The following is a 23,101-nucleotide window of genomic DNA, read 5'->3' as shown; positions in this document are numbered from 1 at the left end:
CTTAAGAGCCTTCAATATTTGCTGTTTTCATATTGACTTTTCCATGAAATATGAGATATTATTATATGGATATTTTTATTCTACAGGAGGTCTGATGAAATTTGCTATCGATGCCAGAGTTGTAGATCCCATTCATGGAGCAGGTGTGATAACAGAGATTTCAGAGCAGAATATCTCGGGCGAAATGCACGAGTGTGTTGTTATTGAAATCGTTGTTGGAAAGAAAAGGGTACTTGTACCAACAGAGAGTCTGGATGATGCAGAACTGCGACCTGTTGTTTCAAAAGCAGAGCTTGATGATGCTCTTGAGGAACTATCAAGAGAACCAGATGAACTTCCGAAAGACTGGCGGAGAAGAATCGAGAGATTGAAGGAAAGAGTCCATTCCGGAGAACCCAAAGAAGTCGCCAAGGCTATCAGAGACATTATTTCGCGATCAATTCTGAATAAGATGAATCCCTCAGAAAAGCGTGTGCTTAATGAGGCCGTCAATGTGTTTGCAGGCGAAGTTGCTCTGGTAAAAGATATTGAAAGCAATTCTGCAAAGGAAATCATCCGGAAACATGCAAGGAACGGTGTTCAGAAAAATATAGAAGCCATGAAAAACAGCGAAAACGCTGTGAATGGAACATCTGATGAAGAAAAAGCACCAAAGGAATCGAGCAAGAGCAAAGCAAAATCATCTAAAATAATTGCTAAAACAAAACCAAACAGAAAAGCAACCGGAAAGAAAGAATAACCTTATCTCAACACAGAGTAATATTATTCAGCATGCATAGAACCAGCCTTGAAAGGGTTCTTCTAGCTCGATTGTATACAGGGAGCGAGCCCAAAGCAGTAGGTTCTCCTCAGGAGATGATCTCTCTGGTTAAATCCGCTGGCGGCACAGTTATAGAGGAGATATCGCAGAGGAGGAACTCCCCCGATCCAAAACTGTTCTTCGGTAAAGGTAAAACTGCAGAAATAAAAGAAGTATCTGAGCGCGAAGGCATTTCTACCATCGTATTCGACCACAATCTCACTCCAGGCCAGGTAACTCGACTTGAGGAGATAACTAATTGCAAGGTTATTGATCGAACTGAACTGATTCTCGCCATCTTTGCCGGACAGGCTCGATCAAAGGAAGCGAAGCTTCAGATCGAACTTGCTCAGCTGAAGTATGCCCTTCCGAGACTTACAGGCATGTGGCACCACTTCTCCAGACTTGGAGCAGGAATCGGAACAAGAGGTCCAGGAGAAACACAGCTTGAGATAGATCGTAGAAGAGCCAGATCCAGAATATCCCTGCTGGAGGAAAAGATTTCAGAGGTAGAATCCCGCTGGAAAGTTGTCTCGGCAAGACGACGGAAAATGTTTAATATTACCATTGTCGGTTATACGAATGCTGGGAAAAGCACACTGCTCAATACACTTTGCGATTCAGGTGTGTACACTGCAGATAAACCTTTCGCTACTCTCGATACTACATCCAGACGACTTAAATTGCCTGATGGATCAGATGTGCTTATCTCTGATACCGTTGGCTTTATAGAAAGGCTTCCCGAATCTCTTATAGCCAGTTTTCATACAACTCTGGATGTGGCAAGGAAAGCTGACCTGCTGCTTGTAGCAATTGACAGGTCCAGCAATTTCAGAATCAGGCATTTTGAAACGGTCAGGAAAACTCTTGATCGAATTGGAGTTGATGCTTCAGTACCTAGATTGACTGTTTGGACAAAATGTGATGCGGTAGATGACTATAGCAGACCCAAAACAGGAGTAGCAGTATCCGCATTTGAAAATGAAGGATTCCATGATCTCCTTCAGAGTATCATCCATCATAGAGATCAATCACTGGATTGGTTTGAACTTGTTCTTGAACAGAATCATGATAGTATCATCCACTGGCTTTACAATAACTGTGTTGTGAGAAATGTTATTGAAGGTTCAGACGGTTCTGTGAATGTTCTTGGTGGAACCCTGAGGGGGTATAATTCAGTCGTTGGCAAGCTGAAGATATCTAATAAGCTCCGAAGCTTTTCTCGACTTGCGGCACCACCATTATAAGAGTACTTCAGGGAAAAAGAATGAGGTTGAACATGGCGGCAGGTATTGATCCGGATAAACTGAGAAACAGTCTTCAGAATAGACTGGAGAGTCTGAATAATCTCTACTCGAATAATTTGATATCACAGAATACGCTTTCGAGTCAGCTTCTTGAACTGATAACCACGAAAGAGGCAAAATCTTTCTGGGATTTGACCATGAAGCAGGATCTTACCGCAAGAAGAATGCTGGCCATGCTTGAGCATCCAAAACGCTGGGTTGAAGATTCCTCCAGTCCGGAAGAGGAAAGGCTTGATATTTTCAAGGAGAGATTGATTGAAATTTTCCTGCAACCTGATGTATCTTCAGAAGATCTCCTTGAAATGCTGTTGGATACCGCATGTCTCCCGCATTTCGAATCAAGTGTCTTCTCTCGAGACAGCAAGGTGTCCAGCAAGAAATCGGGAGCCAAATTGAGCATACTTGACTGAGGAGTTAATGACGTCCTTGCTTATTCCGTTTCTTCTTATATTCTTTCAAAATGATGGGATGAATTCTGATGACAGGATTCATCTTGAGAATCTTCGTACACTTGAATTCAATTATCAGATTGATTCTACGGATTGGACAGTAGCAGTAGAACTTGCAGAAACACTGCATGCTCTTAGAAGAGATAAACCAGCATTGGAGATTATGCGGAGAATACCTGTTGATGAATTAAGTTCACAGGACAGATTATTCATGGCGATGCTGCTGGTGTACGATTGTAATATATCAGATGCGGCTCGTGTTGCTGCTCCTGTTCTCATTCCGATAGCTGCTATTTTGCTTGCAGCCGGTTCAGGATTTCTTTATCTGAGTGGAAAAAGGAGAGATCAGTGAAGAAAATCATCTTTAATATTATCGGGCTTATCCTTACGGCTGCCGCTCTCTATTACCTTGTAGATTCTTTCCTCAAAGGAGCTGCTGAGGCTGGAGGATTCGAGAATCTTCTCTCCTTCAATCCAGCTCTGTTCATCCTCTCATTTCTGTTGATGATACTGCATCTGATGGCTGCGGCATGGTCATGGATGCTTGTCTGTGGTGTAGCGGGAGCCAGAATTTCATTCAGGCAGGCATTCAATATCCATTTTCTTGCTCAGGTTGGGAAATACATCCCTGGAAAGGTCTGGGGAGCCGTGGGAAAGATCGGATTATCAAAGAAAATAGGTATACCCGCCGCCAGAACAGGTCATGCACTTATTCTCGAGAGCCTTTTCATTATAGCAGGCTGTCTCCTTGTATCTCTTCCTGTTATTCCTCTCGCTGCGGAGAAGATCGGGATGGGAACAACACTTAGTGTCCTGATTGTCCTGGCTGTATCGGGAGTGGTCATATTCACAGCGCATCCCGGAGCATTCCGAAAAATGTTGAAAATTATCACATCTCTTACAGGGAAGGATATTGACATACAGGACCCCGGATTTGCCAGCGTTCTGAAACTTCTGCCTGTCTATCTGCTTGTCTTCCTGCTTCAGGGGATTGCATTTGTCTTCCTGGCAAGAAGTTTCGGGATGGATCTGCCATTTTTCCCAGGAGCTTTTCTCCTGCCCACCGCTGTCGGGATAGGATTTCTTGCGGTGTTCTCTCCCGGAGGGCTTGGTATCAGGGAAATTTCTCTGGTCTGGCTTATCGGGATTGTTGTCACGTCCGGAGAACCCGGACAGGCATCTCTTGTATCGATTGCAGCCAGACTATGGATCACACTTGGTGAAGCTCTGGCGTTCGTTGCAGCCTTGATCTGGTGGAGCGGCAACAAAAAGATGAGGAAGCAATAGAAATGTTGATTTGCTCGGCATGGCGGGAAATCAAGTGTTCCGGTGGTTGGATAGAAGGTTTCGCTGTTGCTTGACATCTTTGTCGATGCTGATGCATGCCCTGTCAAAAAGGAAATATTCCGGGTCGCAAAACGATATGGTTTGAAGGTCATTCTCGTTTCGAACTCATGGATGCGTACTCCTGAATCAAGCTGGCTGGAATTGATTGTTGTGGATAAAGGGGCAGATGTGGTTGATAACTGGATCGTTGAACATGCAGGCAGCGATGACATCGTTATTTCGGGTGACATACCTCTCGCCTCGAGGTGTCTGAAGCAGGGAGCGCTGGTCCTGGGGAACACAGGACTTCCTTTCGATGAGGACAACATCGGGGATGTTCTGTCTATCCGGGATCTCCTGCATGATCTCAGGGAACAGGGAATGATGACCGGGGGACCCAGGCCTTTCGCGAAAAAGGACCGTTCAAGATTCCTGCAGGCATTGGATGAAATGATAGTGAAAATCCGCCGCAGGAGAGGCATCAACTAATGAATGATCTGACGATACGAGTATTCGGAAATATGGATCGGGACACTGTAATCGATCTTTGGATTGAGTGTGGATTGACTGTTCCCGGGAACAATCCTGTAAAAGATATTGAGAGGAAAATGGCGGATTCCCCGGACCTGTTCTTCGTCGGTGAGATCAACGGGGAATTAGTCGCGAGCTGCATGTCCGGATACGATGGGCACAGAGGGTGGATCTACTACCTTGCGGTGAAGCCGTCACTCAGGAAACGGTCCATCGCGCGGAATATGATGAAGCATGCTGAAGAAGCACTGGAAAAACTTGGATGTCCCAAGATTGATTTAATGGTCAGAAAAAACAATGAGGAAGTGATATCATTCTACAGGAGGATCGGGTACAGCGAAGATTCGGTTGTTGTCCTCAGCAGACGTTTATACGAGGACTAGAATCATCTCCCGGTTGTATTGTCTGAAGAAAGATAGTCAGGCTCAGTTATTCTGCTTCTTCATCTCCACGATCTTGTCTGTATTATCGTAAATTCTGAACATGACAATAGCAATTTCCATCCAGGCGCGAACCATGATCAGATAAAGGATCAGGACAACAGGACCCAGAATGATAGCACCCACTCCTGCTGTTGATCCCTGTCCAAAGGCGAAAACGATTAAACCCAGATAGCCGATTGCCATAAGCACAACAATGACCGCGTAGATGAAGCTAATTACTTTCGGAAAAACGAAACTCTCGAAAGAGAAATCGAACAGAGAACCGAAGAAGCCTTTCTTTTCCATTGTTGTTCCTTTCCTGTCAGAGTCAAATTATACATACATACATTTATATGATATTCATCTGTCAATACATATAGTCACCGGATTCCCCCAGTACTTCAAGGACCATGAATGCTGAGTCAGCATACGGCCCATCTGGTGACAGGATCAGATAATTATTTATTGCATCTCCTGCTCGCATGTAATCATTCCAGGCCAGATAGACCTGAGCCAGACCCCAGTAAGCTGGAGCATATCCTGAAGCTGCTAAAGGGAGAAGAAGCTCCCTGGCTTCCGCTCTACGCGAAGTGTTCCTGTAAACGGACGCCAGCAGAACAAGTGACTCTACTCCGATTAATCCTGGAGTCTGCAGATTCTTAATGAACCACATTTCAGCGGATGCTGTGTCTCCGGCACCGAGCCCTGCCCTTCCGCTGAGCAACCATATCTCAGGATTGGTTGGTGCCCTGAGAAATGCGCTGTCAGCCATAATTAAAGCGCGTTCCGGAGAGTTGATCATGAGCAGGAGGTTTGAAAGTTCATAATAACCACGGTAATCCTCAGGGCAGGCTTCAATATATTGCCTGTAATATTCTTCTGATCTGTTCCATGAGGATCGTTCGAGATGAACCTTCCCAAGGCCAAGAAGAGCCGGATAACAGTCTTCGCTGAGCTCCAGTACTAGAAGGAATTCCTCTTCAGCCTGTCCGAGCAACCTCTGACTGAGGTAAGCGTTGCCTGTTTCAAGATGAAGCTGTGCAGACAGTTCATCGATATCCATGGATTGCGAGAACAGACTCAGAATCAGAATAATGTACATGTTCAGCCTACCCTTTCCCGATTATATGCCTTATCATATTTCCAGTTCGGTGAATCGTCACATCAGATATTATCAACATTAAGAAGGAAATCCTATGAGTACATACGATCTTGTCATTATCGGGGGAGGACCAGCGGGCTATGTCCCAGCAATCAGGGCAGCGCAGCTTGGACAGCGAGTAGCAGTTGTTGAAGAAGAAGATCTTGGCGGAACATGCCTTAACAGGGGATGCATACCCACGAAAACTCTTGTAGCGAGTACATCTTTGCTTCGCCACGCAGCTTCAGCAAAACGATATGGACTTGAGGGGGAACTTTCATTCTCATGGGAAAAACTTGTCCGGAGGAAAGATCTCGTAGTGAAGCGACTCAGAAAAGGAGTTGAAGCACATTTCAGCAATCTGGGAATTGATATCATCAGAGAGCATGGCTCCATTAAGGGACCGAATGAGGTTCTTGCAGGAAACACTCTTCTCAGGACTTCCGGCATTCTGCTCTCTCCCGGATCAGCTCCGCTTAAACCAGGCCCTTTTGCGATAGACGGAGTTCAAACCAGCCGGGATGTTCTTGCCTGGGATTCACTTCCGGAGAGCCTGATAATCGTTGGCGGAGGCGTAATCGGTTGTGAGTTCGCATCTATCTTTTCCAGTCTTGGAGTAAAAATATCGATTGTTGAAATGCTGCCCTCCATTCTGCCGGGTATTGATGAAGATGTGACGCAGGTGGTATTCAAATCCCTCCAGCGCTCGGGAGTGACAATACTGACAGGAAATCCCGTTGAAGGGATTGAAGCGGAAGAAAACCAGATAACTGCTGCTCTTTCGGATAGCACTGAGATATCAGCGGAACGTCTTCTGGTGTCCATCGGAAGAAAACCGAAGCTTGAAGGACTCGGGCTTTTCGATGCAGGAGTCGAATTAACTTCTTCCGGAATATTAACGGATGAGAAACAGATGACAAATCTTCCAGGAGTGTACGCAGCCGGTGATGCTACTGGTAAATGGCAACTTGCTCATGCTGGATCTGCTCAGGGTTTGACAGCGGTCGAACACCTTTTCGGGAAAGGAGAACGTTCTGTCAATCCCGATATGATGCCGGGTTGTATTTTCACTAATCCGGAGATCGCTATAGTAGGACCATCCCTGGAAGAATGGGAAAGAAGAGGAATTCCTGTAAAGACCAGTATCTCCAGGTACATGGCTAATGGCAAGGCCGTCAGTATGAACGGAACAGATGGTTTCTTAAAGGTTATTGCCCGTGAATCTGACGATACTGTAGTAGGCATCCAGATTGTGGGAGCCGATGCCAGCAGTCTTGTTGGTGAAGCTGTTATTGCAGTAAATCTAGGCGTGAGCGCTTCATCCCTGGGCATGATGATTCATCCTCACCCTACTCTCACTGAGATGTTTATGGAAGCAGGAGAGGCTTTTGGTGAGGGGGCAATTCATGGTTGATCCTGCTGGCAAATTCATTCAAGCGATGGGTGAATTCATTGATATCGTCAGTACATTAAGGAGCCCTGAGGGGTGCAACTGGGATCGAAAACAGACAGTGGAATCTCTCTGCCCCTACATGCTTGAAGAAGCATATGAGGTTGCCGACGCAATTGAAAAGAATGATATGGATCTTCTGAAAGCAGAACTCGGAGATCTGCTGCTGCACGTAGTTATGTCTGCGATGATCTGTGAGGATGGGGGGAAGTTCTCTCTGGAGGATGTTGTGAAGGGTATTTCCATGAAACTTGTAAGAAGACATCCCCATGTATTCGGCAAAAACAAGAATGAACTTTCAGCGGAAGAAGTTGAAAAACAGTGGGAGACAATTAAGGCATCAGAGAAGAAGGAAGAAGGTTTCTTCCATTCTATTCCATCGGGAATGCCTGCCCTTCAGACAGCCTGGAGAATACAGCAGAGAGCATCAGAGGTTGGTTTTGACTGGTCTGATACAGCCGGAGCTAAAAGCAAGATCTTCGAAGAATTCGAAGAATTTGAGGCTGCAATGGAAACCGAAGATATAAATGCTCAGAAAAAAGAGTTCGGAGATATTCTATTCAGCATAGTGAACTATTGCAGATTGATTGGTTTCGAACCGGAAGCCGTTCTAAGAGTGAGCAACACAAAATTCATTAAAAGGTTTACTCAGATGGAGAAAATTCTGGCAGAATCAGGCAGTTCCCTGGCTGAGTCTGATATTGATATGATGGAAAACGCATGGCAGAAAGCCAAACTTCTGTAGTTCAGTTCGATTATTTGCTTCTTTTGTGGAGATACATCTGTTTATCCGCTTCAACCAGGGTTTCACGGATTGATATACCTGTGTTCGGATCCCAGTGAGCATTCCCGATAGAAAGTGTAACAGGGGTGCCGATTATATTTGTAGTTATCTCTGCCAGTTGTGAATTTTCCAGGATTCTCTCCCGTACTATTAGTGCAGTCTGTCCTGTCTCTATCAGAATAAGAAGAAATTCATCTCCCCCGTATCGAATCAGGAAATCTGTTTCTCTGATGCAATTACCCAGAAAAGCAGCAACTTCCTTCAGGATTCTGTCACCTGTTTGATGTCCGTAGAGATCATTTATCTGTTTGAAATTGTCTATGTCAACAATCAGGAATCCAATCCTGCTGTTGTATCTTTCAGCGCGCAGCTTTTCACGGCTTATGGCTATCTGGAAGAAGTTCCTGTTGAATACTCCTGTAAGAGAATCATGAATAGCCAGATTTCTCAGCTTCCGCTCAAGAGTGATTCTCTCAATGGTTCCCGTAAGATGACCAGCAAGCATCTCAAGCATATCCGTGTCGTCATTGGTGAACGCATTCGGTTCTCTCGAGAGTATCTGGAATACTGCTTCTGACGCTATCGGAATCGTAATGCCGGATCTGAATACATCATACTCAGTATCACTGCCAGGTATTTTATCATCATGGCTTTCAAACTGAAAGGTTCGTCCTTCGGCAAAGGTCATGCCGGTAAGACCAAAATCGAGATCTGTCTCGCTTCCAATTCTTTCACTCAGTTCCGAAGAAGTCGCTACCGTGATAAGAACGCCATCCTGTTCCTGGAATATCTGGTACAGGGCCGTACTCAAGAGCAATTCCGCTGCCTTTATCGTAATCTTGAATGCTTTCATTTTCATTGTACAGGTTACAAGTTTTGAAGCGGTATCATGAAGTATTCTCAGTCTTCGTCTGGCCAGACGCAGCTGCCAATCAAGATGTTTTCGTTCTATGGAGTGTCGGATGGCTCGAGAAAGATTCTCCGGATCAAGTTTGTTCTTTACGAGAAATTCCTGTGCACCTGCTTTAATACAGTTGAGTTCCAGCTTTTGATCATCAAGTACAGTGAGGACTATCAAAGGAGTATTTGTGGCATTTCTGCATATTTCGAAGGTTATCTCATCACATGAACTATCCGGTAGATCAAGAGCAGATATGATTACATCAAATGGTTCATTTGATATCCGTTTCAATGCGGCATCAAGGGATTCCGCCCTTTCGATGTGGAATTGATTTGAAGTTATGTTCTTCAGTGTTTTCCGGATAAATCTGGCATCCTCGAGATTGTCTTCTATCAGCAGCAGATTCAATGAAGGATCTATTATGCTACCTTCGCATTCTATAATTAAAGAACCTGTTATATACTACAAATGAATATTACTTATTCATATCAACAATTAAGCATCTTTTTTTCCAGAATCTTAATCATATGGATTCAATAATCCAGGAGCATAATAGAGAAAAGATACTTCACGTCGTCAAGAAGGCTGAGCTCTCTCTCTGATCGACTTGACTTCAACAAAATATCATACAATCCTATTCTAATGTAATCTACTGTTCAAATTCTGATGTATGAAATACTGGAAATATTTTCGATAGTGGTTGAACAATGCACATATTATCAGTTCTCACAATTATGACTGTACTGTCGTTTGTTCCTTCCAATCAGCTGTCATTGTATTCTGACCAGGCACAAGGCAGTTCTCTTCCTGAAATACAGTTACCCTCCGGTTATACAGCTTCGGTATTCTGCATTGATGTGAATGGCGCGGACGGGCTCGCATTATCAGAAGCAGGGGATCTGTATGCAGTGTCTGAAGCTGACGGCTGTATCTACAGCATTGATGAGAATGGTGATAAGGAGATAATAGCTGCGGGATTCAGAAACCCTGAAGGAATAGTAATAAAGGCATCCGGAATGATCTATATTGTTGAAGACATCGAAGAAGGCCGTTTGATTGGAATAACTCCATCCGGTGATATAGAGGTTATATCTGAAGGTCTCTCCTTCCCGGAGGGAGTTGATATTGCGAAGGATGGGAGCGTTCTTTTTACTGAATCATCACTCGAATCGAGGTCAGTTCCCATTCTCTCAGTTGTCAGGCAAGTAAATCAGGAAGGTATCCGTTCTGTTTACTCATCGCTTTATCTCTGGAGCTTATCGGATATTGCTGTAGACAGCTCCGGGACTATTTATGTATGTAACGAACTGTCGGGTTATGGTTTCATATCAGCATCCATTATACGGATTAACCCCTCCGATGGATCCTGGAGTGTTTTCTGCAGGGGGCTTCATGCATGCGAAGGAATTTGCTTTGGTGTTAATGGTGCGTTTCCGATGTATGTTGTCGAGGAGGATACAGGAGGAGGTTCTGGAAGGATCAGTGTTATCGACGAAGATGGTGTTGCCTCCGTATTTGCTGAGGGTTTTCAGAACCTTGAGGATATAGTGGTTGACCGGTCAGGCAGGATCTTTGTGAGTGAGGATACCAGCGGGAGAATTATTCTTATTCGTGGAGATCAATAACCGGGAATTGTCATAGCCTGCATTTTTTACTATTCTGTACCAGGTTATTACTGAATGGGGGATTTTAGTGTCCAGACTTGACGATTTAAGAACAGAAGCGCTTAAAGGCGGCGGAGAGAAAAAGAACCAGAAGCGTCATGAATCCGGTAAACTCACTGCACGGGAACGACTTCATCTTCTTCTGGACCCTGATACATTCCAGGAAATTGGTATGCTGGTTACTCATAACTGCTACGATTTCGGTATGGATGGAAAAAGGATTCCCGGTGACGGTGTTGTTACCGGATATGGTACTATTCATGGTCGCAACGTGTATGCATACGCGGAGGATTTCACAATCTTCGGTGGATCGCTGTCAAAAGCTGTTGCAGATAAGATATCACGGATTCAGGATCTTGCTCTGAAGAATGGTTCACCCATTATCGCCATAAAAGATTCCGGAGGAGCACGTATTCAGGAGGGTGTTAATTCCCTCGCGGGGTATGGGGATATTTTTTATAACAATGTCAAAGCCTCAGGTGTTATTCCCCAGATATCAGCGATTATGGGTCCATGTGCGGGAGGAGCAGTCTATTCCCCGGCACTTACGGATTTCGTTTTCATGGTTGATCATTCAGGATACATGTTTCTGACAGGGCCTGATGTTATTCGTGAGGTTACACACGAAGACGTGACTTTCGAAGAACTGGGCGGCGCATCTGCCCATAGCACGAAAAGTGGTATTTCTCATTTCTCCGTGGAGTCCGAGGAGAAATGTCTGGCAATGATAAGGGAGCTTCTGACGTACCTTCCGCAGAATAATATTGATGATCCCCCTCAGATTGAATGCATCGATTCCATCGACAGAAGTGATGAATCACTTGATTCAATAGTGCCATCCGATTCTTCCAGGCCATACGACATGATGACCATTCTTTCATCAATAGTGGACGATGGTGCAATATTTGAAATTCAGTCCGGATTCGCTCCAAACATGATCATTGGTCTGGCCAGAATGGATGGTAAACCGGTTGGTCTTATTGCCAACCAGCCAGCGGTTCTTGCCGGGGTACTCGATACTTTGTCTTCAGCTAAAGCCGCTCGATTCATCCGGTTCTGCGACTGCTTCAACATACCTTTATTAGTGTTTGAAGACGCGCCGGGATTCCTTCCGGGAGTTGATCAGGAGCATGCAGGAGTTATCAGAGAAGGCGCTAAACTGCTGTTTGCTTTCTGCGAAGCCACGGTTCCTCGGATAACCGTAGTCACAAGAAAGGCATTTGGAGGCGCTTACATAGCCATGAATTCCAAGAATGTCGGGGCGGATATCAATTTTGCCTGGCCTACGGGACAAATCGCGGTAATGGGTGCGAAAGGAGCAGTGAAAATTCTGTTCAAAAGGGATATCGCCAAGGATGAGGATCCCGAAGCAAGACGTCAATTGCTCATAGACGAATATAATGAGAAATTCAGTAATCCCTTTGTTTCCGCGGAAATGGGGTTTATTGACGAAGTTATAAAACCGCACGAAACAAGACCCAGGCTTATCGCAGCCCTCAAGACACTCTCCGGTAAACGTGTCACTAATCCGCCAAAAAAGCACTGTAACGGGCCTATATAATGAAGATCAACAGAATCCTTATCGCGAACAGGGGCGAGATTGCTGTTCGAATTGCCCGAGCCTGTTACGAGATGGGCATCACTTCCGTAGCTGTTTTTTCAGAGGCTGACAGATCAGCAAAGCATGTTCGATACGCTGATGAAGCGTACGAGATTGGCCCTCCTCCTTCCGGACAGAGTTACCTTGTTATTGAGAAAATCATCGAGACTGCTGTGATGTCCGATTGCCAGGCAGTTCATCCAGGATACGGATTTCTGGCCGAGAATCCACTGCTGCCCGAAGCCTGCTCCAACGCAGGATTGATTTTCATCGGACCGTCTCACCAGGCTATGGCTCTCCTCGGGAACAAGACTGAAGCCAGAAAAATAATGAAGAATGCAGGTATTCCAATTATACCAGGGGTTATGGAACCGCTGGCAACCGCGGATGAAGCCATTTCAGCTGCTGAGACAATTGGCTATCCGGTTCTGCTGAAAGCTACTGCGGGTGGTGGAGGAAAAGGCGTCAGGGTAGTTGAATCTCCGGACAAGCTGAGGTCTGCTTTTGAGCGGGCTCAGGCTGAGGCTCAATCCGCGTTCGGCAATCCCGATATTTATCTTGAAAAATTTCTGGTGAAACCCAGACATATAGAAATACAGATTCTTGCTGATGAACACGGAAACATAATCCATCTTAACGAGCGTGAATGTTCTGTCCAGAGACGTTATCAGAAACTGGTGGAGGAGTCTCCCAGCTGCATTGTTGATGAGGATCTGAGAAGAAGAATGGGTATAGCGGCAGTGGAAGCTATAAAAGTATCCGGCTATACCAATGCTGGGACTGTTGAATTCCTGGTTGATTCCGACAGAGAATTCTTCTTCCTTGAAGTAAACGCACGGCTTCAGGTGGAACATCCTGTAACCGAACTTATAACCGGTGTGGATCTTGTGAAGGAACAGATAAAAATCGCGTCCGGAAAACCTCTTTCCTTGAAACAGTCGGATATAGGAATTAACGGAGCAGCAATAGAATGCAGAATATCCGCTGAAGATCCTGAAACATTTCTTCCATCCGTAGGGCTTATCAAAGAGCTTATTGAACCATCCGGACCTGGAATAAGGGTTGAATCAGGCATAGCTGAAGAGTACGATGTTCCAGTCTATTATGACCCCCTTCTCTCCAAGGTCATCACATGGGGAAAGGACAGGGAAGAGGCTATTGTTCGAATGCTTCGAGCACTGAACGAGTACAAGATAAAAGGGGTGAAAACCACAATTCCATTCCATAGAAGAGTTCTTGTGAACAAGGCTTTCAGCAGCGGGAATTATGACACTGGAATTGTTCCGCAGATTGAACATACAGAAACAAAAGAGTATCTTGAAATTGCAGCGATTGCTGCTGCTATAGTCGCAATGACAGATGAACAGGTGAAATTCACTTCTAATGCACAGAAGGCTGATGCTTGGAAACTGTCGGGAAGGATTTATGGTGGCATACCTAGTATCGGATGGTAATCACACTCTGAAAGTAGAAGCTTCTCGACTTGAAGTTCGCCCTCATGATGAACTGTTTCAAATGGAAATCGACGGAAAAAAGAAGATAATCAGTATTTCAAGAATATCTCCTGCCCATCTTTCCATTCTCATAGATGGTAAATCCTTCAATGTGGAAGTGGAGCATTTCGAAAAAGACTATCAGGTTTCCACAAGGGGAGAGGTTTACAACTTAAGTGTAATTGATGAACGGGAAGTAACAACCTCTTCGGAACAGTCGGACAGTGGCGAGAAGGTTATTAAAGCTCCCATGCCGGGTCTTGTTGTTGAGATTAATGTCAACGAAGGTGATCAGGTGAAGGCGGGAGATACTCTTCTTGTTCTTGAAGCAATGAAAATGCAGAACGAAATAGCCGCTCCCGCTTCGGGAATAATACTCAATATCTCTGTGAAATCAGGTGCTACAGTTAATTCAGGAGATGACCTCCTGGTGCTGGACACCTGATCAGGGGATCAATCTTCCAGTAATCAGTTCCAGTTCAATTTCGCAGCCTTCTCGAAGAACTTTCAGAATAACCGGAATATCTGTCGTATCCGGCAGCAGATCATGTATTTCATTCAATTGTTCGGAGCTGACCTGATGACCGTCAACTTCCAGAAGAATATCTCCCTTAATGACCCCGGCATCATCTGCGGGTGATCCTCCTATAATATTTTTGACAATAAGCTCATTCCCCGCGATTTCCAGTCCCATTCCGGTAAGTGTTTCCGGAAGTCCTTCATGGAAGAGGGCTGAGGGCTCAAGAAAAACTGAAGAGGAATTATAATTAAGATAAACTATGAATCTGGAGAGGATACCCGCACCAAGTATGCCATCAAACTGATTGAAGATATCACCACCGTCAAAGCTTGAGCATATTCCACCTGGGACAGTGAAGTCTCCAAGTGTAACGCTTGAGACACGGAAACCCATTATCGATTCCTCACCCCCGATACCTCGGACTTCAGTTTCAAATGAAGGTCTGTCCTGAAGGAAATCCGGATGCTTCTCAAAGAAACCAGGTGTGAGATGGATGCAGCCCCCTGCGCCTGTGTCAAGCAGAAGGTTAATGGGAATCGAATCTTCAAGTATGGCTTCTACAGAGAGGAGGCTCATTGTTCTCACAGTTGGAAGTACTGTTATATCCGGGGGAATCAGAAAGCTGTCAGGGTCAAACAGCGTTATTGTTTCTAATCCGTAATCTATTCTTGTAACAAAGCGGCTCAGAAAATCGTATCCCAGTATCAGATCGATTCTTTCTCCCGTTGCTGGGTAGAATTCCTCAGCAAGCGGCATGACGGCCAGATACTGATCACTCAGAAGAGCCCCTGCCACGGAATAGGATAGAACCTTAACAAACGAGAATTCTCTGGTTCCGCCTATTCCCATTACCGGGAGTCTGCCGGATCCTGAAAGCTCCAGATCAGAAGCAAGCGTGCTGTCAAGAACGGTTGCTCCTGCCCCGCTGTCGAGAAGTATATTGACAGAAGTGCCGTTAACTTCTCCTTCAAGATAGATATGTTCTCCTCTGAGATAGAATGTCATCGGTATACCGGGATCTTCCAGTTTCCAGTCTCCGCTTCGGGAGGTTAGAGTAAAAAGCGATTCCGGAACAGAAATATTGTATTCTGTAAGGATATTCTCTGTTACTATTTCCTGACCGAATGCCGGTATTACACTCCTGCTGGACATGGGTCCGATAATTCCCTGCAGTGATTCGTAATTTTCAGGATAGCTCCTTACTTCAAGACCCATAACCTCAGCTGTCATTAGTACAGGGAGCCATGTTTCCTTCGACACATAGAAGATTATCTCCTGCTGGAATTCAAGATGCAGTGGTACTGTCATGATACTGTCTATCAGGGTGTCCTCAGCAATGGAGAGCATGGAGGTATCGAAAAGGTAGTCGTAGAAAATCGTTCTTTTCGAAAGGGCCATTTCATCACGGGCTTCTGCTCCTCCTGAAGACAGGTGTCCATTTCTGTCGATCGTCCAGACACTGTCTCCCAGAATCAGTATTTCCTGTTGAACCGGACCGAGTTCGGTAATGGAGAAACCCATGAATGGTTCTTTTACCCACCATGACTCAGTTGTACCCGATAATCCTGCCATCGAGAGACTGTCAATAGTATGAATAACCTGAAGATTATCAATCGCCTCCCGGCCGCCTGCTGCTTCTATGCATCTCTGAAGTACTTCGGAGACAGGATCGATTTGAGCATCGGTATTTTCTTCTGTGGACACTTCCCGGCTGGAATCGTTGCTGCTTCCGCATCCGGTGAAGTTCTGGATAAGTAATATCAGGGCAGTTGTAAGCAATATTCGTCTCATGAGAACCTCCTGGGGCTCAGTTTGCGGAACATAATTCCAGTACAGCAAGCTCCGGTCTGCAATTCAGCCTTACGGGAGGGCTTCCTACACCTATGCCCCTTGATACGTAAACCATTGTTTTTCCATTCCAGACAGTACCGGAGCGGTATTTCTGCCCGTAATATGAGGGTAGAATCGGAGCGCCAATGATGGGTAGTACAACCTGCCCGCCATGTGTATGCCCCGCGAGAACAAGATCAGCCGTACCCTCCGGTATCTCCTCAGCGAAATCAGGATTGTGTGTTATCAGGATTACAGGTCCGTTGTATCGGTCGGGTCGGCAGCCGTCCAGCAGCTGTTCGTCTTCCCATAGATCCCCAACTCCCCATATTCGGATTGAAGCATCTTCTCTAGTGATCCATGTTCCCCTGTTTCTGAGTACTTCTGAACCCGCCAGATCATGAAGAAGTGTCTCGGTGAGTTCTGCGTCTTCCCAGTGATCATGATTACCAAGAACTGCGACCGACGGAGGAGTAAGATCGGCAAGAATCCTCATGCACGGTTCAATGTAACTTGCACTGTGCATCACGAAGTCACCACCAAGTACAACCAGATCGATCTTCATTGAGTTAATTACAGCAACAGAGTTCTGCACCCACGATTCGGTGACAAACGGTCCAAGATGAATATCGGTAAGCAGCGCGATTCGGAAGCCCCTGAATTTCATCGGCAGATTAACCATGGGTACCTGCGTGTATGTGGTTTCAAGCCAGTGAGGTTCAATGAATGCGGACCATAAGCCTCCTGTTGCTCCCCCGGCGGTAACGGCAGCCGCGGTTTTCAGGAAAGTTCTTCTGTTCATTGAAGTGCCACTATTGAAAAACGATTAATTCGCATATTCCACCAGGTTGCGAATGCGAAACGGTGCAGAAGTGCTCGCAGACAAGGCATGCGAATGAGCATCCGCGGGCGAAAGATTAAATACTTCAAGGAGAACCGATTGAGCATAACGCAGTATGCGGGGGTCTTATGCGCCGTTGCAGTAGTAACCCTGGTGAAATGTGCGTATTAATAATTTCCAGTATCCACATGATTGATTCAGGGCTGGTAAATATCGCTTCCATGGATACGCTGAGTTCAGCATCCTGATTTCTGTAATACACAGACACTTCATGTCCATTCGTGTATTCATAATTCCACAGAGGGATCAGATCCGTTGGACAATGTCCTATTCCTCTGAGAGAATCAGTCAGAAAAAGGAGAGCGTCTATCGGTAAACCATTATTGGAAACCAGATTCCAGGCATGGAACAGGATACTGTCGGTTCCGATTCTGACCAATCCTCCTACCGTCTGAAGATCCAGACCGATCTCGATGCTTCTTTCCCTAAGCGTATTTGCCATTTCGAGACATGGTCCCTGATTATCCGTTTCGGCTGGAACTGGAAGGGATCTGATCAATGAAGTTAAATCATCAAATGGTATATCCATACACGGAGAAGATCTGGAGAATGGTCTGAACGTGTACGGGTTCTGAGTTATGTGCAGAACAAGCGGCAGGATGATCTGTGTTCTTCCCGGAAGGGTGGGAATATGGTGCTTCAGCAGATTCCCATCCTGTACGAACGAACTGGCCAGATAATCAATTCTCTGGTAAGGCGGGTGTGATTCAGGCAGAGGTATTTCCACAGTGATGTCAGTTGCGGTAATATCACTCTTATTACTGATTACAGTTTTCAGAATCAGGAGAGTATCAAGGATCCTGGTTCCGCTTATTCTGGTATCCAGCCATTCAACAAGGAGAGGGTCGGAAGCGGAATTAGCCGCCAGATTGTAACACATTAATGACTGCGGGAATCTCCCTGCGATTTCCAGCATCACAGCCAGATCAACACCTGCCTGTCCGCCGTCTCTTGCCGCGATCTCGGCGAATAGAATCGCTCTATCCGGAATGCTGTCAAGAGTTACAAGGTTCCAGCAGGAATCCTGAGGTGAATAAGTGTAAGCCAGAAGCAGTATCAGAAGGAAGTTCAACTCCCCAGCCCCTTTACCGGATCCAGCCTGGCAGCTTTCATGGCGGGAAGAACGCCGGAACCAATACTGAGCAGGAACGCGACGATTCCTACCAGGACAACTTCCGGAATTGAGATACTGACAGGGATGTTTTCATGAAACGAATACACATCAGGGAGCTGAATGATGTTTGTTTCACCGATAGCCCAGCAGCAGGCAAGACCGATCATCAGCCCAAGGCATACACCGATTACTCCTACAAGCGCGCCTTCCCACAGGAATACTCTGAAGATCAAACTGTCGGTTGCACCCATTGCTTTCAGAACGGAAATGTCTCTCATTCTTTCAATTGCTGATCTGGATATGGTTCCCATTATGTTGAATGTCGCTACAAGAGTAATGAGAAGAAGTGCCAGAAATGCTCCCATTCTTTCCAGTTTCATTGAAGCTGTCAGATCCGGATTCAGTTCCCTCCATGTTTTAATGGAAATAGAAGCGGGAAGTATTTCGCGGATCTCTTCCGCGGTTTTCTCAGGGGAGAAACCTTCTGCCGGGCGGATATTCATTCCCGAATAACCGCCATCGGGGAGATACATTCTCTGAGCAAGATCAATAGGAATGTACGCAAGTGTCTCATCGTTGACTGGAAGCCCCGTTTCCACCGCGCCGGAGAGAATCGCTCTGCCGATGGCATGGCTCCTGCTGGAGAAAAATGCTTTCGGGGGAAAAAGAAAGAGAGTGTCTCCAACCGGGTGAAAGAACTCCTCGGCAAGGTATATACCCATTATGATGCAGTCACTTCCCTCCGGAGTTGATAACGTCAGTTCTCCATATGAGAGCTTGCTGCCCATCATGCCTTCCGTGAACTTCTCCTCGTCCACGCCAAGTATTCTGCATCCTGAATCCACTCCCCTTGAAGGCAGTCGAATTATCGCTTCTCCCTGTATGAATGGCGAAATACTGCTGACAGAAGGAAGGATCTCTATCTCCTCGATAAAATCGTCTGTCAGATGGAGAACATTTCCGCTGTCCGGCGTGATCGTAATGGGAGAATCAACCGTGATGACAGATTCCTCGATAAAATCCTCAAGTCCTGTAAGTACACCCATTACAATCATCAGCGCGCCAACTCCAAGAGCTACACCGGCGACACTGACCACAGTAGAAAAAGCAAAGCGCTTCCTTCTCGGATGCCTTCGAAGGTATCTCCACGCAAGGTGCCAGGAAAGCGAATTCATAATGTTCTCCAACCCAGTCCGCATATCTCACCAGAGTTACTACTGCAACGGCGTATAAGACACTCGCATACTGCGTTATGCTCAATCGACCTTCCTTGAAGTATATATAATACATCTGCGTTGATCTCATTCGCATGCCTTGTCTGCGAGCGTTTCTACACCGTTTCGTTACGCAACCCGGTAAAATATACGAACTCAGTCCGCATATCTCACCAGAGTTACTACTGCAACGGCGTATAAGACACTCGCATACTGCGTTATGCTCAATCGACCTTCCTTGAAGTATATATAATACATCTGCGTTGATCTCATTCGCATGCCTTGTCTGCGAGCGTTTCTACACCGTTTCGTTACGCAACCCGGTAAAATATACGAACTCAGTCCGCATATCTCACCAGAGTTACTACTGCAACGGCGTATAAGACACTCGCATACTGCGTTATGCTCAATCGACCTTCCATAATATACGAACTAAATAACCTGCAGATATAGCCTGTTTTCGTCACGAGCAGCTTTCAATTGAAATGTGATGAAGCAGCCTTACGTGTTTTAGTCAGGTTGTATATAATTCATAAGAAGTATAATCATCCATGCTTCGAAAGTGAGATTCAATGTATGGGAACATATCCTGAGAACAGGAGTTATATTCATTCATCCTGAGACACCTTGCACCGTATGTTCAGTATCGAGTAGTATCTCCTACTGAAAGGAGCTGAATTTTGCTTCAGTTATTAATAGTTCTTAGCATACTGAATATGCGGGATCAATCGGACATTGTTTCCGTAGAATACTCCGGTATGAACGGATGCTCGTTTTCAGTAGTAATTGGTGAACCTGATTTTCATGAATACGATGAGTACTGGTATCCTACAATACATGGAATGGGATTATCCTATACAGAGGGAGATTATGTAACTCCTGTCAGGACGTATTTCATACCCGTTCCACCCGGATGCGAACCTGTCATTACATGTACACCGGTAAGTTTCCAGAGAATTGAGTTCCCCGGTCCATCTCTGGTTACACCGGTTCCGACCGGTTCCGGTCTGGACACCGAATGGATTATTCCCCTGATAACGCCATCAGGAGACCGTGGGAGTTACGCTGAACTAGAAACAATGCATATCGCCGGAACAACCGTTGCCGCTGTAACCGTTGCGCCGTTTGCTTCGGGGGACAATTCAAGAATTCCTTCTGAACTGAATATTCGGCTTGAATGGCCATCGAGAAGTGGCTCACGCGAGATAGACAGTCCGCTTCTCAGTACTCTCTGTCTTCCTTCTTCTGTTTACTGGCCGAATTCCAGTACCCGGGCCACAAGCCCGTTCTGGGGACTTCCATGGGTCAGAATAGCTATCTCCTCTACCGGTTTTTATTCAGTAACCGGTGATGAGTTTGCTCAGGCTGGATGTGATGTAACCGGTGTTCCATCAAGTTCTCTTCGGATGTTCGGAGGGCCCGGAACACAATTTGATATCATGGATCCTGGAGAAGAGCATTTGCTGAGCGAGATTGCAATAGAGGTGATTGACGGAGGGGACGGGATATTTGATGAATCCGATACTCTCAGATTCTTCGCCTTTGATCTGAACAGGTTTAATTTCAATGAATTCAATAAAGAATTTGAAAGGCTTCAGCACCGCTACGCGACCCATAATATCTACTGGCTCACGTGGGGAGGTGAAAATGGACTGAGAATGGATACACTGGACGCGACGCCTGACGGATCTCCGGCATGGGGCGACAGCCTCCTGCATTGCTTCCGGCAGGAACAGGATTATATCTGGGTCGCAAATTGGGAGAATAGTACCGGGTGGGTATGGACTATGCTCTACGAGAACATTCCCGGTTACTTCTATTTCTCAAGTTCATCAGTTGACGGAGACGGCAGCCTGGTCATCTCCCTGATCTCAACCTCATACGATAATCATGACGTTTCCTTTGAGCTTAACGGTGATCTGATTGCCGATACGTCTTTTTATGGAAAACGCGAACAGATATTCGTATTCGAGGGGCTTACTCTCGATCCTTCAATGAACCTGCTGAAAGTGACCACAAGGAACGACCCCGGAACAGTATATTTCAATTATTTCCAGGCTGATTACCCCAGACGTTTGTCTTACGCCGCAGAGAGATTGCTTCGATTCATCGATATTGTTCAAGGCCGGTTCAGCTTTTCATTGGGAGGCGCTGCGGACTCCTGCAGTCTTCTGGATGTCTCAAATCCGTTCACCGTTAACAGGCTGAAAGGCAGTATTGCAGGTGGACTGCTCAATGTATCACTTGAAATTGAGCCCGGATCCGAACTGTGGCTTACAGGAACCGATGGTTACCTGTCTCCTGACTCTTTGCTGCCGGCAGAACCAGGCAGGATAATCGGAACCGGAATTCAGGGCGATATAGCTTTAGTTGTGGCAGACGAGCTGCTCGAGGCTGCTGAACCTCTTGAGACCATATACGGCATGAGAGGTTTATCCACCGTCATGGTTACCACCAGAGAGATATACGATGAATTCGGTCAGGGGCTCCGTGATCCCGGAGCGATAAGATCATTTTTCAGGTATACTCAGGATTCGTGGGATAATCCCGCGCAGGCTCTCGTGCTTGTGGGAGACGGTTCGTACGATCCGCTTATGCGGGTAACGTCAACGCCAACGATGATTCCGGCATACATCAAGCTGGCCGGCACTGATGGAAATAACGTTGATGACTTCTACGTGATCGCTCATAATGAAGGTGTGTATCCAGAAACCCCGCTGTCGAGAATACCGGTTTCTACGCGGTCTGAACTTGCTGCTTATCTCTCCAAGCTCATGCTGTACGAATTAGTGGAACCTTCCGGTCAGTGGGCAAACAAATTCCTTCTGATCGCTGATGACGATTGGAATAAAACCTCGGAAAATGAGTCCGCTTACACATTAACCTGCGAGTATTTTGCTGATTCAGTTCTGCCGAAAAGTTTCGACAGGGTGAAATTCTACCTTATTGAGTATCCCTGGCCTCCCGGCACCTCTACGGAAGGACTGCACCCTGAAAAGCCGCAGGCAAGGGAAGATCTTGTGGCGGAACTGACTTCTGGATGTGCAAACATGATCTACTTCGGGCATGGCTCCTATGGCCAGATTGCTCAGGAGAAACTGCTTGTATCAAGTGATGCCCAGAGAGTTTACAATGAAGGGCGCCTGCCCGTAATGATCTTCGCAACCTGTAATGTCGGGCAATTCGACATGGTTTCCGCTGATTGTATGGCAGAGGAATTTGCATTGAAAGCCGGGGGAGGATCGATAGCCTCAATAGCTGCAACCCGGGGAACGATTAACGGTATAAATGAAATCCTGTTCAGTGACTATTATACTTCGATCTTCAACGGAAATGACCTGAGCGCGGGAATGTCGCTGTGGCTGGCGAAAGTATCCTCCGGGGGTTACAACTTCAACCGTTTTTACGTGTTTTTCGGAGACGGTGGAGTATGCCATGTATTTCCTTCTTCTGAGGGCTGCAGTTTTGAGGTATCCGGAGATTCTCTCCTCCGAGGTGTTATCAACACTGTCAGCGGATCGCTTCGGAACAGTTCTGCCGCATTTCTGAATATCTCAGAAAGTGGCAGGGAGACGGAGTACATCACCATCGGCGGAAATACTATAATAGAGTATCTGCGTTACGGATCCAGTGTCTACCAGGGATTGGTTACAGG

21 protein-coding genes are annotated in these 23,101 nt (G+C 46.0%); 14 read left to right on the top strand and 7 right to left on the bottom strand.

The window, feature by feature from the left end; genetic code table 11:
* The first annotated feature begins 94 nt into the window (after positions 1 to 94).
* The 7 genes from K8R76_05660 (at position 95) to K8R76_05630 (ending at position 4,795) form a co-directional block, all read left to right on the top strand.
* The gene (locus tag K8R76_05660; protein ID MCD4847657.1) at positions 95 to 739 is read left to right on the top strand and encodes a hypothetical protein; all 645 of its coding nucleotides are present in this window, start codon (positions 95 to 97) and stop codon (positions 737 to 739) included.
* 32 nt (positions 740 to 771) lie between these two features.
* A complete protein-coding gene (gene hflX, locus K8R76_05655) occupies positions 772 to 2,046 on the top strand; it encodes a GTPase HflX (GenBank protein ID MCD4847656.1) in 1,275 nt (424 codons plus the stop codon).
* A gap of 20 nt (positions 2,047 to 2,066) precedes the next feature.
* The gene (locus K8R76_05650) at positions 2,067 to 2,516 is read left to right on the top strand and encodes a hypothetical protein (GenBank protein MCD4847655.1); all 450 of its coding nucleotides are present in this window, start codon (positions 2,067 to 2,069) and stop codon (positions 2,514 to 2,516) included.
* A gap of 58 nt (positions 2,517 to 2,574) precedes the next feature.
* Positions 2,575 to 2,907 carry a hypothetical protein gene (locus tag K8R76_05645; protein MCD4847654.1) on the top strand — a complete coding sequence of 111 codons (333 nt, stop codon included), beginning with the start codon at positions 2,575 to 2,577 and terminating at the stop codon, positions 2,905 to 2,907.
* Positions 2,904 to 3,842 carry a flippase-like domain-containing protein gene (locus K8R76_05640; protein ID MCD4847653.1) on the top strand — a complete coding sequence of 313 codons (939 nt, stop codon included), beginning with the start codon at positions 2,904 to 2,906 and terminating at the stop codon, positions 3,840 to 3,842. Before K8R76_05645 ends, K8R76_05640 begins: the two co-directional genes overlap by 4 nt.
* Positions 3,843 to 3,908: 66 nt before the next feature.
* Entirely contained in the window at positions 3,909 to 4,370 is a 462-nt protein-coding gene (locus tag K8R76_05635) for a YaiI/YqxD family protein (GenBank protein ID MCD4847652.1), read from the top strand.
* Positions 4,370 to 4,795 carry a GNAT family acetyltransferase gene (locus K8R76_05630; GenBank protein ID MCD4847651.1) on the top strand — a complete coding sequence of 142 codons (426 nt, stop codon included), beginning with the start codon at positions 4,370 to 4,372 and terminating at the stop codon, positions 4,793 to 4,795. Before K8R76_05635 ends, K8R76_05630 begins: the two co-directional genes overlap by 1 nt.
* 42 nt (positions 4,796 to 4,837) lie before the next feature.
* Here the strand turns inward: K8R76_05630 and K8R76_05625 are convergent, their stop codons facing one another.
* Both K8R76_05625 and K8R76_05620 read right to left on the bottom strand, forming a co-directional pair.
* A complete protein-coding gene (locus tag K8R76_05625) occupies positions 4,838 to 5,140 on the bottom strand; it encodes a DUF4282 domain-containing protein (GenBank protein ID MCD4847650.1) in 303 nt (100 codons plus the stop codon).
* Between the two features lie 61 nt (positions 5,141 to 5,201).
* On the bottom strand, positions 5,202 to 5,936 hold the full coding sequence (locus K8R76_05620) for a tetratricopeptide repeat protein (protein ID MCD4847649.1): 735 nt from the start codon (positions 5,934 to 5,936) through the stop codon (positions 5,202 to 5,204).
* A gap of 94 nt (positions 5,937 to 6,030) precedes the next feature.
* On the opposite strand from K8R76_05620, the gene lpdA reads away from it, so the two are divergent.
* Both lpdA and mazG read left to right on the top strand, forming a co-directional pair.
* Positions 6,031 to 7,389, top strand: coding sequence for a dihydrolipoyl dehydrogenase (lpdA, locus tag K8R76_05615; protein ID MCD4847648.1), 1,359 nt, complete (start codon positions 6,031 to 6,033; stop codon positions 7,387 to 7,389).
* On the top strand, positions 7,382 to 8,170 hold the full coding sequence (mazG, locus tag K8R76_05610; GenBank protein ID MCD4847647.1) for a nucleoside triphosphate pyrophosphohydrolase: 789 nt from the start codon (positions 7,382 to 7,384) through the stop codon (positions 8,168 to 8,170). The genes lpdA and mazG overlap by 8 nt, the downstream gene beginning before the upstream one ends.
* A 10-nt stretch (positions 8,171 to 8,180) precedes the next feature.
* Here mazG and K8R76_05605 read toward each other — a convergent pair whose 3' ends face one another.
* On the bottom strand, positions 8,181 to 9,518 hold the full coding sequence (locus K8R76_05605; protein ID MCD4847646.1) for a diguanylate cyclase: 1,338 nt from the start codon (positions 9,516 to 9,518) through the stop codon (positions 8,181 to 8,183).
* Positions 9,519 to 9,817: 299 nt separating this feature from the next.
* On the opposite strand from K8R76_05605, the gene K8R76_05600 reads away from it, so the two are divergent.
* From K8R76_05600 to K8R76_05585, 4 genes are all read left to right on the top strand, one after another.
* Entirely contained in the window at positions 9,818 to 10,735 is a 918-nt protein-coding gene (locus tag K8R76_05600) for a hypothetical protein (protein MCD4847645.1), read from the top strand.
* 67 nt (positions 10,736 to 10,802) lie between these two features.
* Positions 10,803 to 12,335: an acyl-CoA carboxylase subunit beta gene (locus K8R76_05595; GenBank protein ID MCD4847644.1), complete on the top strand. Its 1,533-nt coding sequence runs from the start codon at positions 10,803 to 10,805 to the stop codon at positions 12,333 to 12,335.
* The gene (locus K8R76_05590) at positions 12,335 to 13,828 is read left to right on the top strand and encodes an acetyl-CoA carboxylase biotin carboxylase subunit (GenBank protein MCD4847643.1); all 1,494 of its coding nucleotides are present in this window, start codon (positions 12,335 to 12,337) and stop codon (positions 13,826 to 13,828) included. Before K8R76_05595 ends, K8R76_05590 begins: the two co-directional genes overlap by 1 nt.
* On the top strand, positions 13,800 to 14,312 hold the full coding sequence (locus tag K8R76_05585; GenBank protein MCD4847642.1) for a biotin/lipoyl-binding protein: 513 nt from the start codon (positions 13,800 to 13,802) through the stop codon (positions 14,310 to 14,312). Before K8R76_05590 ends, K8R76_05585 begins: the two co-directional genes overlap by 29 nt.
* Here K8R76_05585 and K8R76_05580 read toward each other — a convergent pair whose 3' ends face one another.
* The 4 genes from K8R76_05580 to K8R76_05565 all read right to left on the bottom strand — a co-directional run bounded on the left by K8R76_05580 (position 14,313) and on the right by K8R76_05565 (position 19,407).
* Positions 14,313 to 16,178, bottom strand: a complete 1,866-nt coding sequence (locus tag K8R76_05580; GenBank protein ID MCD4847641.1) for an aspartyl protease family protein — start codon at positions 16,176 to 16,178, stop codon at positions 14,313 to 14,315.
* Between the two features lie 16 nt (positions 16,179 to 16,194).
* On the bottom strand, positions 16,195 to 17,019 hold the full coding sequence (locus K8R76_05575) for a metallophosphoesterase (GenBank protein MCD4847640.1): 825 nt from the start codon (positions 17,017 to 17,019) through the stop codon (positions 16,195 to 16,197).
* Positions 17,020 to 17,143: 124 nt separating this feature from the next.
* Entirely contained in the window at positions 17,144 to 18,190 is a 1,047-nt protein-coding gene (locus tag K8R76_05570) for a hypothetical protein (protein MCD4847639.1), read from the bottom strand.
* Positions 18,187 to 19,407, bottom strand: a complete 1,221-nt coding sequence (locus tag K8R76_05565; GenBank protein ID MCD4847638.1) for an ABC transporter permease — start codon at positions 19,405 to 19,407, stop codon at positions 18,187 to 18,189. Before K8R76_05565 ends, K8R76_05570 begins: the two co-directional genes overlap by 4 nt.
* Positions 19,408 to 20,126: 719 nt before the next feature.
* Here K8R76_05565 and K8R76_05560 point away from each other — a divergent pair.
* On the top strand, positions 20,127 to 23,101 hold a 2,975-nt coding region (locus K8R76_05560; GenBank protein ID MCD4847637.1), incomplete at its 3' end, for a hypothetical protein.

Source organism: Candidatus Aegiribacteria sp. (assembly GCA_021108435.1).
In the GTDB taxonomy this organism is placed as follows: Bacteria; Fermentibacterota; Fermentibacteria; order Fermentibacterales; family JCC-6; genus Aegiribacteria.
The sequence above is the reverse complement of the archived record's forward strand: the minus strand, read 5'-3'. Positions and strand labels throughout refer to the sequence as shown.